General features: G+C 73.9%; 11 protein-coding genes and 1 pseudogene. 7 read left to right on the forward strand and 5 right to left on the reverse strand.

The window, feature by feature from the left end; genetic code table 11:
• Positions 1 to 15: 15 nt before the first annotated feature.
• Together AB0I68_RS32610 and AB0I68_RS32615 are read right to left on the reverse strand one after the other, a co-directional pair.
• Positions 16 to 432 (reverse strand): annotated as a pseudogene (locus AB0I68_RS32610) (SDR family NAD(P)-dependent oxidoreductase); the annotation flags it as partial.
• Between the two features lie 29 nt (positions 433 to 461).
• Positions 462 to 1,139 (reverse strand): ElyC/SanA/YdcF family protein, encoded by a 678-nt coding sequence (locus AB0I68_RS32615; RefSeq protein WP_363180985.1) that lies wholly within the window; start codon positions 1,137 to 1,139, stop codon positions 462 to 464.
• A gap of 330 nt (positions 1,140 to 1,469) precedes the next feature.
• Here AB0I68_RS32615 and AB0I68_RS32620 point away from each other — a divergent pair, with 330 nt between their 5' ends.
• From AB0I68_RS32620 to dnaG, 4 genes are all read left to right on the forward strand, one after another.
• A complete protein-coding gene (locus AB0I68_RS32620) occupies positions 1,470 to 2,189 on the forward strand; it encodes a CbiX/SirB N-terminal domain-containing protein (RefSeq protein ID WP_363180986.1) in 720 nt (239 codons plus the stop codon).
• 65 nt (positions 2,190 to 2,254) lie between these two features.
• Entirely contained in the window at positions 2,255 to 3,613 is a 1,359-nt protein-coding gene (locus AB0I68_RS32625; protein WP_363180988.1) for a deoxyguanosinetriphosphate triphosphohydrolase, read from the forward strand.
• Positions 3,614 to 3,706: 93 nt separating this feature from the next.
• On the forward strand, positions 3,707 to 4,981 hold the full coding sequence (locus AB0I68_RS32630; protein WP_363180989.1) for an FAD-dependent oxidoreductase: 1,275 nt from the start codon (positions 3,707 to 3,709) through the stop codon (positions 4,979 to 4,981).
• Between the two features lie 34 nt (positions 4,982 to 5,015).
• Positions 5,016 to 6,920, forward strand: coding sequence for a DNA primase (gene dnaG / locus AB0I68_RS32635; protein WP_363180990.1), 1,905 nt, complete (start codon positions 5,016 to 5,018; stop codon positions 6,918 to 6,920).
• Positions 6,921 to 6,943: 23 nt separating this feature from the next.
• Here dnaG and AB0I68_RS32640 read toward each other — a convergent pair whose 3' ends face one another.
• Together AB0I68_RS32640 and cutA are read right to left on the reverse strand one after the other, a co-directional pair.
• Positions 6,944 to 7,363 (reverse strand): gamma-glutamylcyclotransferase family protein, encoded by a 420-nt coding sequence (locus tag AB0I68_RS32640; protein WP_363180991.1) that lies wholly within the window; start codon positions 7,361 to 7,363, stop codon positions 6,944 to 6,946.
• The gene (cutA, locus tag AB0I68_RS32645) at positions 7,360 to 7,713 is read right to left on the reverse strand and encodes a divalent-cation tolerance protein CutA (protein WP_363180992.1); all 354 of its coding nucleotides are present in this window, start codon (positions 7,711 to 7,713) and stop codon (positions 7,360 to 7,362) included. Before cutA ends, AB0I68_RS32640 begins: the two co-directional genes overlap by 4 nt.
• Before the next feature lie 699 nt (positions 7,714 to 8,412).
• On the opposite strand from cutA, the gene AB0I68_RS32650 reads away from it, so the two are divergent.
• Both AB0I68_RS32650 and AB0I68_RS32655 read left to right on the forward strand, forming a co-directional pair.
• A complete protein-coding gene (locus tag AB0I68_RS32650; RefSeq protein WP_363180994.1) occupies positions 8,413 to 8,955 on the forward strand; it encodes a hypothetical protein in 543 nt (180 codons plus the stop codon).
• Between the two features lie 204 nt (positions 8,956 to 9,159).
• Positions 9,160 to 9,819 (forward strand): class F sortase, encoded by a 660-nt coding sequence (locus AB0I68_RS32655; protein ID WP_363180995.1) that lies wholly within the window; start codon positions 9,160 to 9,162, stop codon positions 9,817 to 9,819.
• Here the strand turns inward: AB0I68_RS32655 and AB0I68_RS32660 are convergent.
• The gene (locus tag AB0I68_RS32660) at positions 9,791 to 10,567 is read right to left on the reverse strand and encodes a TSUP family transporter (protein WP_363180997.1); all 777 of its coding nucleotides are present in this window, start codon (positions 10,565 to 10,567) and stop codon (positions 9,791 to 9,793) included. The two genes, AB0I68_RS32655 and AB0I68_RS32660, sit on opposite strands and share 29 nt — an antisense overlap.
• A 381-nt stretch (positions 10,568 to 10,948) precedes the next feature.
• Between AB0I68_RS32660 and AB0I68_RS32665 the strand changes: the two genes are divergently transcribed.
• Positions 10,949 to 12,322 (forward strand): FAD-dependent oxidoreductase, encoded by a 1,374-nt coding sequence (locus AB0I68_RS32665; RefSeq protein ID WP_363180998.1) that lies wholly within the window; start codon positions 10,949 to 10,951, stop codon positions 12,320 to 12,322.
• The last annotated feature ends 1 nt before the right edge of the window (position 12,323 follow it).

A 12,323-nucleotide genomic window follows, 5' to 3' on the forward strand; every position in this document is an offset into this window, starting at 1 on the left:
CGCCCGGTGCGGCAGCGGGATCGCGGTCTTGATGCCGATGAAGGTGCCGACCAGGTTGATCTCGACGACCTGGCGGAAGTGCTCGACGCTCCCGTGCTCCGGGAGCTGCCCGGTGGCTATGCCGGCGTTGTTCACCAGCCCGTCGATCCGGCCGAACTCGGCCACCGCGTGGTCGAGCGCGGCCCGCCAGCCGGCCTCGCTCGTGACGTCGTGCCGCAGGAACCGCGCCGCGCCCCCGAGCCTCGCGGCCGTCTCCGCGCCCTCCGCCTCCAGCACGTCGGTGATCAGCACGCTGCCGCCGCCGTCCACGACGGCCTGCGCGGCCGCCGCGCCCAGCCCGCGGGCTCCCCCGGTGATGACGACGGCCTTGCCGCTCAGATCCACAACAGCCACGGTTCCACACCCCTGACGGCACGACGGACAGACCGACATATGACTAATCGGCACAGTCCGAGGGCGCGTCAGTCTGCCAGAGCGCCCAGGGCCCGCGACACCCCCTGCTCCTTCGGCCCCATGAACCGCGGCTCCGGCTTGAAGACCGCGTCCAGCACCGCCTTGCCCGCCGCGAAGACCTCGCGCGTGCCGCCGTAGTACCAGGTCACGTCGTGCTCGTCGTCCACCCCGACCCCGTACGCCTCCACGCCCGCCGCATCGCACAGCGCGACGGCCCGGCGTATGTGGAAGCCCTGGCTGATCAGGACGGCCCGCTTCACCCCGAAGATCTCCTTGGCCCGGACACAGGAGTCCCACGTGTCGAAGCCGGCGTAATCGCTGACGATGCGGTCGCCCGGCACCCCGTGGGCGGCCAGGTACGTGCGCATCGCGTCGGGCTCGTCGTACTCGGTGCGGCTGTTGTCCCCGGTGACGAGCACGACCTTGGCCTTGCCGGTGCGGTACAGCTCGGCCGCCGCGTCGAGCCGTCTGGCCAGATACGGGGTCGGCCGGCCGTTCCACAGCCCCGCCCCGAACACCACCGCCACCTCGGTGGCCGGCGCATCGGCCGTGCTCCGCAGCCGGTCCGCGGCCACCGCATGCGTCCACACCGACGGCAGCAGCGCCAGCACGCACCCGGCCACCACCGCCTGCACGGCCCGCCGCCGCCCCACCACCGTCCTCGCCCAGCCCGGCACCAGCTTCATGGTCGATCCCCCCGTTGCGCCACACGTCGTTCGCACACATTGACGATCTACGCCCGGCCCCCAGTTCCGCCCTCCCCGCCTTTCACTCGGACGAATGAGCGGGTGAGTACCCGGAAAACACCCGTCACCCCCGCGCAATGCCCACGCAACCTCCAGCCCGCAGGATCGGTTCATGACGGAGCTGGTGCACCCTCCCGAGTCCCTGTCCCTCCCTTTTCTCCCCGCCACGGCCACGGAGCTGCTGACCCGGATCACCACCCAACTCGGCATGCAGCTCAGCGGACTGCGCCCATGGCACGCGGCGGGGGGCCGGTCCGACGGAGTCCGCCCATGCAGCCCACCCTCGTCGCCGTCGCCCACGGCAGCCGCGACCCCCGCGCCCTCCCCACCGTCCTGGCCCTCCTCGACCGGATCCGCGAGCTCCGCCCCCGCCTCGACGTCCGGCTCGGACACGTCGAGCTGAACCGGCCGCTGCTCGGCGAGACCCTCGGGGACACCACCGGCGCGGCCGTGCTCGTCCCGCTGCTCCTCGGCCGCGGCCACCACGTCAAGCGGGACCTCCCCGCGGCCGCCGCCCGCGCCGCCCACCTGGACACCCGCGTCGCCGCCCCGCTCGGCCCGCATCCGCTGCTGGTGGAGGCCCTGTACGAGCGCCTCCTGGAGGCCGGCTGGGCCCCCGGCGCGGGTACGGCCGTCGTACTCGCCGCCGCGGGTTCCCGCGACCCCGAATCGGCGGCCGACACCCGCCGCACCGCCGCCCTGCTCTCCGAACGCCTCGGCGGCGCGGCCGTCGTACCGGCCTACGCCTCCGCCGCGGCTCCCGCCGTCCCCGACGCCGTACGTGCCCTCGCCGCCCGCGGCCACCACCGGATCGCGGTGGCCTCGTACTTCACCGCCCCCGGCCGCTTCGCCGCGCAGAGCGCCGCCGCCGCGCCCGGCCCGGCGGCCGCCCCGCTCGGCGACCACCCGGCCCTGGCCCGCCTCGTACTCCAGCGCTACGACGAGGCCGTGACCCGGCAGCGGACCCCCCTGGAACTGGCCACCGCCTAAAGACCCCGTTGGTTCGGATTGCTCAGATTGGTCGTCTTGTCAGTGCTTCCGGTTACCGTCTGAGCATGGAAGGCATGGAAGGCACCGGCACCGCACCCGTCCGTCACCCCGACCACCTCGGCCACCTCGGCCCGAACACCCCCTACGACGCGTCCGACACCGAGCGCTGGGCCGCCGAGCCCGACAAACGGCCCGGCCGGACCGCCTTCCAGCGCGACCGGGCCCGTGTCCTGCACTCCGCCGCGCTGCGCCGCCTCGCGGGGAAGACCCAGGTGGTCACCCCCGGCAGCCGCTCGTACGACTGGGACGCCAGCCCGCGCACCCGCCTGACCCACTCCCTGGAGTGCGCCCAGGTCGGCCGCGAGCTCGGCGCGGCCCTCGGCTGTGATCCGGACCTCGTCGAAGCCGCCTGCCTCTCCCACGACATGGGCCACCCGCCCTTCGGGCACAACGGCGAGGAGGCGCTCAACGAGTTCGCCAAGGACTGCGGCGGCTTCGAGGGCAACGCCCAGTCGCTGCGCCTGCTGACCCGCCTGGAGCCGAAGCGGTTCGTGCCCGACCCGGCCACCGGCGAGCTCGTCAGCGTCGGGCTCAACCTCACCCGGGCCTGCCTGGACGCCGCCACCAAGTACCCCTGGGCCCGCGGCGGCCACCCCACCGACCCCGCCTCGGTCAAGTTCGGCGCGTACGAAGACGACCTGCCGGTCTTCGAGTGGCTGCGGCGTGGCGCGCCCGCGGACCGCAAGTGCTTCGAGGCCCAGGTGATGGACTGGTCGGACGACGTCGCGTACTCCGTCCACGACTTCGAGGACGGTCTGCACGCCGGACACCTCGACCCCAACCTCCTCTTCGCCGAGCCCGAGCGCACCGCCATCTGGCGGGTCGCGATCGGCCGGTACGTGCCGGCCGACACCGAGCCGGAGGAGCTCCGCGAGGCTCTCGACCGCCTGATGGAGGAGGAGTGGTGGCCGCACGGGTACGACGGATCGGCCGTCGCCCAGGCCCGCCTCAAGGACGCCACCAGCCAGCTGATCGGCCGGTTCTGCCTGGCCGCCGAGGGCGCCACCCGCGAGGCGTACGGCTCCGGCCGCCTGACCCGGTACGCGGCCGAGCTGGTCGTCCCCCGCGAGGCGCGCAACGAGTGCGCGGTCCTCAAGGCGGTCGCCGACCTGTACGTGATGCAGCGCGACGAGCAGGAGCGGCTCCGCGCCGACCAGCGCGTCGTCCTGGCCGAACTCGCCGAGGCGCTCAGCGCTCGCGCCCCCGAGGGACTGGACCCGCAGTTCCGGGCGATCTTCGACGCCGCGCCTGACGACAAGGCCCGCAAACGCGCGGTCATCGACCAGATCGCGGCCCTCACGGACGCCTCTGCGCGCTCCCTGCACGCCCGGCTCACACGGCGCGCACGCCGGTCCGAAGGGTGAGCCGATCGGGCCACTCCCCCTTCACGCGGCAGGCTCAGTGAGGGACGCTCGCATGTGGTCGCATGTGGCGGAGAGGTTATGAGGAGGCATCAGGTGGTCGACGCACACCGGACATTCGTCATCGTCGGCGCAGGGCTTGCCGGAGCTAAGGCGGCCGAGACGCTGAGGTCCGAGGGGTTCACGGGGCGGGTGATCCTGATCGGCGACGAGCGCGACCATCCCTACGAACGGCCCCCGCTGTCCAAGGGGTACCTCCAGGGCAAGGAGGAGCGCGACAGCGTCTTCGTCCACGAGCCGTCCTGGTACGCCCGGGCCGACATCGAGCTGCACCTCGGCCAGCCCGCGGTCCAGCTGGACCGGGAGTCCATGAAGGTGGTCCTCGGCGACGGCACGGCGCTGCACTACGACAAGCTGCTGCTGGCCACCGGGGCCGAACCGCGCCGCCTCGACATCCCGGGCACGGGCCTGGCCGGGGTGCACCACCTGCGCCGGCTCGCCCACGCCGAGCGGCTGAAGGGCGTACTGGCCACCCTCGGCCGGGACAACGGCCATCTGCTGATCGCGGGCGCCGGGTGGATCGGCCTGGAGGTCGCGGCCGCGGCCCGCGGGTACGGGGCCGAGGTCACCGTGATCGAGCCGCTGGCCACCCCGCTGCACGCGGTGCTCGGCCCGGAGATCGGCCGGCTCTTCGGGGACCTGCACGCCGAGCACGGGGTCCGCTTCCACTTCGGTTCGCGGCTCACCGAGATCGTCGGCCACGACGGCATGGTGCTCGCGGCCCGGACCGACGACGGGGAGGAGCACCCGGCGCACGCCGTCCTCGCGGCGATCGGGGCCGCGCCGCGGACCGCGCTCGCCGAGACCTCCGGGCTGGCCCTGGTCGACCGGCAGCACGGCGGCGGCATCGCCGTGGACGCCTCGCTGCGGACGAGCGACCCGCACGTGTTCGCCGTCGGGGACGTGGCCGCCGCCCACCACCCGCTGCTCGGGACCCGGCTGCGGGTCGAGCACTGGGCGAACGCGCTCAACGGCGGCCCCGCCGCGGCGCGGGCGATGCTGGGGCAGGAGGTGTCGTACGACCGGGTGCCGTACTTCTTCTCCGACCAGTACGACGTGGGCCTCGAGTACTCGGGGTACGCCCCGGCGGGCGGCTACGACCAGGTGCTGATCCGAGGCGACGCGGCCAAGCGCGAGTTCATCGCCTTCTGGCTGTCGGACGGGCGGGTGCTGGCCGGAATGAACGTGAATGTGTGGGATGTCACCGAGCACATCCAGGCCCTGATCCGGTCGAAAGCGCGGGTCAACCGCGAAGCGCTGGCGGACCCGTCGGTTCCGCTGGACTCCCTGGTGCCGGCCGAGGGGGCCTGACGGGTTTGCCTGCGCCCGGCCGTAGACTTCACGGGTGGCAGGACGGATCAACGACGACGACGTGAAGGCGGTACGGGACGCGGTCCCGATCGACGCCGTGGTCTCCGACTACCTCCAGCTGCGCAACGCGGGCGGCGGCAACCTCAAGGGCCTCTGCCCCTTCCACGACGAGAAGTCCCCGTCCTTCCAGGTCAGCCCGAGCAAGGGTCTCTACCACTGCTTCGGCTGCCAGGCGGGCGGGGACACCCTCGACTTCATCATGAAGATCGACCACCTGTCGTTCTCGGAAGCGGTCGAGCGCCTCGCCGGGCAGGCCGGCATCACCCTGCGGTACGAGGAGGGCGGCTACACCGCCGGCACCAGCGGCCGCGGCGAGCGCATCCGGCTCGTCGAGGCGCACAAGGCGGCCGCCCAGTTCTACGTCGAGCAGCTGGGCAGCGCCGAGGCCGAGATCGGCCGCAGGTTCCTGGCGGAGCGCGGCTTCGACCAGGCCGCCGCCGAGCACTTCAGCGTCGGGTACAGCCCGGCCGGCTGGGACCACCTGACCCGCTTCCTGCGCGGCAAGGGCTTCAGCGACAAAGAACTGATCACCTCAGGCCTGGCCCAGGACAGCCGCAGCGGCAAGCCCATCGACCGCTTCCGCGGCCGGCTGATGTGGCCGATCCGCGACATCAGCGGCGAGGTGGTCGGCTTCGGCGCGCGCAAGCTGCGCGACGACGACAACGGGCCGAAGTACCTGAACACGCCCGAGACGGCGATCTACAAGAAGTCCCAGGTGCTGTACGGCATCGACCTGGCGAAGAAGGAGATCGCGAAGACCTCGCGGGCCGTGGTCGTCGAGGGCTACACGGACGTGATGGCCTGCCACATGGCCGGCGTCACGACCGCGATCGCGACCTGTGGCACCGCCTTCGGCGGCGACCACATCAAGATCCTGCGCCGCCTGCTGATGGACAACGCGACGGCCGAGGTGATCTTCACCTTCGACGGTGACGCGGCCGGCCAGAAGGCCGCGCTGCGCGCCTTCGAGGACGACCAGAAGTTCGCCGCGGAAACCTCCATCACCATCGCCCCCGGCGGCATGGACCCGTGCGACCTGCGCCTGGCGCAGGGGGACGCGGCCGTGGCCGGGCTGGTGGAGGCCCGGACCCCGCTGTTCGAGTTCGCGCTGCGGCACATCGTGGCCCGGCACAACCTGGAGAACCCGGCGGGCCGGGCGGCCGCGCTGGACGAGGCGGCCCCCGTCGTCGCCAACATCAAGAACATCGCGATCCAGCACGAGTCGGCGGTCCAGCTGGCGGGCATGCTGGGGATCCGGGACGAGCAGTTCGTGGTCAAGCGGGTCGCGCAGCTGGCGCGCTGGGCGCGGGAGCGGGGCAACCAGCCCGGCGGGCAGCAGCAGGGCCGCGGCCGGTCCTCGTACGAGGCGGCACCGGCACCGGCAGCCCCCGCGGGCGGACCGGCGCTGAACCTGCGCAGCCCGGCGCACCGCACCGAACGCGAGCTGCTCAAGCTGGCGCTGCAGCGGCCGGCCCTGGTCTCGCCGGCCTTCGACGCGTACGGGGTGGACGAGTTCACCGCCCCGCCGTACGCGGCGGTCCGCGAGGCCATCCAGGCCGCGGGCGGCGCCTCCCTGGGCACCGACGACTACCTGGCGCGGGTCCGCGACGCCGCGCCGAACGACACGGTCCGCGCGCTCGTCACCGAGCTGGCGGTCGAGGCCATCCACGCCAAGACGGTGGACGAGGTCTACGCGGGCGTCCAGCTGGTCCAGGTCCGGCTGCGCGCGGTCGACCGCCGGGTCCACGAGATCCAGGGCACGATGTCGCGCCTGGGCCCGCAGGCCCCGCCGGAGCAGCTGGCGGCGGTCCAGGAGGAGCTCTGGGTCCTCCAGCAGTACGGCCAGCGCCTGCGCAACCGCGGCGCCGAGGGGCTGTAGCGCGCTCGACCCAAGCGGACTAGCTAGGTCCGTCTGAGCCAGTCGCCGCCCGGTATCTCGGTGCCGGACGCACGCAGCCGGCGGGCCAGCAGCGGGGCCGCCAGGTAGACCCAGGCGGGGGTCCGGGTGCCGTCGTGGCGGACCGCGTCCCGGCGGACCCGGTCGTAGACGTTCAGCGGCCGGTCGGGGCCGTGGTACTCCTCCAGCCGGTCCAGTTCGGCCAGCAGCCTCCCGTACGCGCCGGGCGCCGGGGTGACCAGCTCGCCGACGATCTCCGATCCCGGGTGCCGGACGGCGTACGGGTAGCCGGGACCGTCGTAGAGGAGCGCGTCCGGGAGCCGGGCGGGCTCCTCGGCGGCCGTGCGGCCCCGCAGGAACAGGTCGTGGTTGACCTCCCCCGGGCGCAGGGTCCCGTACACGAAGAAGGGGAGCTCGGCGGTCATCCGGCCGTCACCTCCGCCGCGACCCACGCGAGGTAGTCCGCACTGACCCGCACCACCGGTGTGGCGATGATCTCCGGCGTGTCGTACGGGTGCTCGGCGGTCAGCCGGGCCTCCAGGGCCGGGTAGGCGGCCGTGGTGGTCTTGAACAGCACCTGCCACTCCTGGGAGGTCTCCAGCGCGTCCTTCCAGTGGTAGACGGAGGTCACCGGCCCGGAGATCTGCGCGCAGGCGGCCAGCCGCGCCTGCACCGCGCCGCGGGCGAGAGCGGCGGCCGCCTGCGCCGAGTCGACGGCGGTCAGCACGGTGAGCACCGCAGACTCCGGCGGCTGCGGCCGATCGGCTGATGTCACGGGTCCCTCCCTCGGGTACGGCGGACCGCGCGCGGTCCGGGACTTGGGTCCCGATTCTGCCTGTGCCCCTCCACCGTACGCACCGCTGTCGCACAACCTCCCGGTGCCCGTGACCGTCGCCGTCCACCGCCGGTCTTCTCCCCTCTCCGGACCCCTTTGGCCTCCCTCCCCCCCATGACGCGGCCCACCCGGCATCTCACCGCCGCCGCGTCCCGACGGCGGCCGAGACGGCCCGCCGGATCGGCGAGGGCGAGCCGGCGCGCGGATCGGGGCGTCGGGCGTGCCGGGGACCCGGAACGAGGTCGCGGAGCCGTCCTCGGCGGTCGACACGATGGCGGCCAGTCTGCAGCAGCGGCTGGAGGCGGAGCAGCGGTTCACGGCGGATGTGGCGCACGAGCTGCGGACACCGCTGGCGGGGTTGCACACTCCGGCCCGAGCCCGGCGCGCGCCTGGGCGGAAGCGCGCTGCGAGCCCGGCGCGCGCCGGTGCGCAAGCGCGCTGCGCGCCCGGCGCGCCCGGCGGAGGCTCGCCCCGAGCCTGGCCTCACCCGGACGGGGTGGCGCACCCGTATGGCCGAATGCGAGGCCGTGGCCTGGGGCAACGGCAGCCCGTCGGGCAGATCTGACGGAATATCAGGAGGCGGGCAGCGGGCGGGACGGGTTTCCTCGGGAACACGACCCCGCGTCTCCAGGAGTCCCCATGCGCCGACGCACCGCCCACGTGCTCACCGCCACCGCGCTGGCCGCCGCCGCGTTCACCGGCCTGGCCGCCGGGGCGGTCGCCGCCGCGGAACTCGGCATGGCGGGCTTCGCGCCCGGCGACTTCGCGAAGCTGGAGGTGTGGCCGAAATCCGCCGCTCCCGGGGCCAGCGTCACGGTGAACACCACCGCCTGCGGCCCGGGCAGCCATGCCGACGGCGATGCCACCACGGTCGGCGGTGGCCGCTTCAAGCTGGTGCCGGGCACCCACAAAGAGGTGGTCATCGGGCAGTTCCAGATCGCCCGCGACACCCGCCCCGGCACCTACAACATCGGCGCGACCTGCGCCGACGGCAAGTTCGCCACCGGCGACCTGGTCGTCACCGAACGCGGCCCGCAGGGCCACGTCCGCACCGGGGTGGGTGGCGGGACGACCACCACCATCGACCCCACCAAGATCACGGCGGGAGCGGCCGTGCTGGCCGCGGCCGCCGTCGGCGGTACCTGGCTCCTGCGTCGCCGGGCGAGCGGCACGCGGAGCTGACGGGCGCCCACCGCGGCTCCGGCCGCGGTCCGACCGGTACCGTCCCCCGTCGCCCGCCCCGCGAGGTCCCCCCGTTCGCGGGGCCGGGCGACGGCCTGCCACACGGAACGCGGAACACGGAAACACGAAACCCCACACCCGGAACACTGACCCGGACACAGGACACGGAGAGCACACCGATCGCACCACCGCCAGGGGGCACCCATGGGCAGAGGCCAGGCCGGCCGCGGCGGGCTCGTCGCGCTCACCGCCTGCGTCGGCATCTGGCTCGTCGGCAGCGGATCCGGCCAACCCGTCGGGCCCCCACTGCCCTCCCCCGCCGAGGCGCTGACCGGGCAGGCGCGCTACCCCGGCAGCATCGACCCGCTCCCCGGCTCCCCGCCGACCCGGATCCGGATCCCGTCCATCCGGGTGGACGCCCCGCTGACCGGGCTGGGCCTCGGGCGCGACGGCAGCATCGAGGTGCCGCCGCCCGACCGCCGCGACCTGGCGGGCTGGTACCGCGACGGCGTCACCCCCGGCGCCCTCGGCACCGCCGTCGTCGTCGGCCACGTCGACCACGCCGCCGGCCCGGCGGTCTTCTACCACCTGGGCGCGCTGCACCGCGGAGCCGCGATCGAGGTGCCGCGCGCGGACGGACGTACGGCCGTGTTCACCGTCCACGCGGTCGAGGTCTACGCAGCCGAGCACTTCCCGGACGCCCGCGTGTACGGGCCCTCGCCGCGTGCCGAGCTGCGGGTGATCACCTGTGGCGGGGGCTTCTCCCCCCGTACCGGCTACCAGGGCAACGTGGTCGTCTTCGCCCACCTCACCGGCACCTACCAGCGGGAACCGGTCAGCCCCACTGCTCCAGACCGAGTTTGATCACCAGCGCGCCGACCACCGTCAGCAGCACGCCGCGGACGAATCCGCTGCCCTTCTTGAGAGCCATCCGGGCACCGATCATGCCGCCGGCCAGGTTGAACACCGCCATCAGCGCGGCCAGCTGCCACAGCACCATGCCCTGGTACGCGAACATCGCGAGCGCCCCGGCGTTCGTGCAGCAGTTGACGATCTTGGCGTTGGCGGAGGCCGTGACCAGATCGAGGTGGAGCAGCGCGGTGAGGGCGAGCACGAGGAAGGTGCCGGTCCCGGGCCCGATGAGCCCGTCGTAGAAGCCGATGCCGAGGCCGGCGAGCCCGATGGCGAGCAGCACGCGCTGCCGGCTGACCGGCGAGGTCGACGGGGCGGCTCCGAAGCCCGGCTTGAAGATCACGACGCCCGCGACGATCACGAGCACCCCCATGATCAGCGGGCGTAGGGCGTCCTTGCTGATCCCGCCGGCCAGCGCGGCGCCGCCCATGGACCCGGCGAGCGCGGCCAGGCCGATCCGGACCGCGAGCTTCACATCCACCGGGGCCTTGCGTACGTACGTCACCGCCGCGCCCGTGGTCCCGACGATGGCCACGGCCTTGTTCGTGCCGAGCACGGCTGCGGGGTGGGCGTTCGGCAGACCGAGGAGCAGGGCGGGCAGGAGCAGCAGGCCGCCGCCGCCCACCACCGCGTCGATCCAGCCGGCCGCGGCGGCGGCCACGCACAGCACGATGATCATGGTCGTTGATATGTCAGGCACGACCACGACCCTATGGAGCCGATGGGTGCAGGAACCATCAATCCCCGGAAACTTGCGCAAAGGTTGAGCTTTGCCGGCCGGCACCCGGTCCGGCGTCACCGGAACGGCCGGATTCACCGTCGCCGACAGCGCGGTCGCGGCCGCCCAGAGCAGCGCCACCACCCCCGCCCCGCCGGGCATCCCGCTCCTGACCCGTATCGCCGCATCTCGCACGCGGATGACGCCGAGGGCGGCCCGAGGGCCGCTGAGCTGCCCGAACCGATCGTCAAGCCGGCCTTGAGGGACGCCTCACCGACCCGTGACCCGGGCGCTGAGGTGCGCGTTCCGTCCGGGTAACAGCGGCGATGCGGTGGGGAAACAGCGGCCGCGCACGCTCGTGCCATGACCTCGAAGCAGCAGCGTGTGGTGGTGATCGGCGGCGGCCTCGCGGGCCTGCGGCTCGCTGCGCGGCTGGGCGCAGGTGCGGGCGCAGGTGCGGGTGCTGATACGGGCACGGGCACGGGCACGGGTACGGGCACGGGTACGGAAGTGACGGTCCTCGGCGAGGAGTCGCACGTCCCGTACAACCGGGTCCTGCTCGCGGATGTCCTGGCGGGCCGGTACGCACCGGAGGTGACCGCCCTCCCGGCCCCCGGGCCGGCGCTGCGGCGGGGTGTCCGGGCGGTCCGCATCGACCGTGCCGACCGGACGGTCCACTGCGACGACGGAAGCACGGAGCCGTACGACACGCTGGTCCTGGCCACCGGCTCCAACGCGGTCCTCCCGCCGCTGCGCGGGCTGTTCGAACCGGAGGGCCGGGAACTGCCCGACGGGGTCCACGCGTTCCGCACCATGGACGACTGCCTGGCTCTTTCGGCCGCCGTGGCCGTACGGGCGGGCGTGCGCGCGGTGGTGATCGGCGGCGGCCTCCTCGGCGTCTCCGCGGCCCGCGCCCTGGCCGAACGCGGCGCGCAGGTGGTCCTCGCCCAGCAGGGCGAACGGCTGATGGAACGCCAGCTGGACGCGGACGCCTCGGCGCTGCTGCACGCCCACCTGACCGCCCTCGGCATCGAGATCCACACGGAATGCCGGGTCCGCGGCCTGACCACGACACCGGCCCCCGGTGCCGCCGCCCCGGGCCCGCGCCCCGGGCAGGACGCGGGCGGGCGTCGGGTCACCGGGGTCGAGCTCGCCGACGGGTACCGGCTCGACGCCGATGTCGTCGTGCTCGCCTGCGGCGTGCGGCCCCGGACCGGGCTCGCTCTCGCCGCCGGGCTCGAGGTGCGCACCGGGATCGTCGTGGACGACGGGCTCCGGACCAGCGACCCCCGCATCCACGCCATCGGCGACTGCGCCGAGCACGCCGGCCGGGTGTACGGCCTCGCGGGCCCCGCGCTGGAGCAGGCCGACGCCCTCGCCGCACAGCTGACCGGCACCACGGGCACCACCGGCACCACCGGCACCACCGCCACCGCGCCCGAATACAACGGAACCCGCGCCCTCACCCGCCTCACCCTCACCACCACCGCCGGAGGCACCGGCCCGCTCGATCTCGCCGCCTTCGGCGAGACCACCCCGCTCCCCGGCGACGACGTGGTCCGCCTCGCCGACGCCACCCGCCGGACGTACCGGAAGGTCGTCGTCCGCGGCGACCGCCTCGTCGGCGGCGTCCTCCTCGGCGAACTCTCCAGCGTGGGCGCGCTCGCCCGCAGCTGGGAGGAAGAGGAGGACCTGACCGACCTGTTCCACCTGCTCACCGACGACGGAGGCTCCTGAT

It is taken from the genome of Streptomyces sp. NPDC050448 (genome assembly GCF_040655295.1).
In the GTDB taxonomy this organism is placed as follows: domain Bacteria; phylum Actinomycetota; class Actinomycetes; order Streptomycetales; family Streptomycetaceae; genus Streptomyces.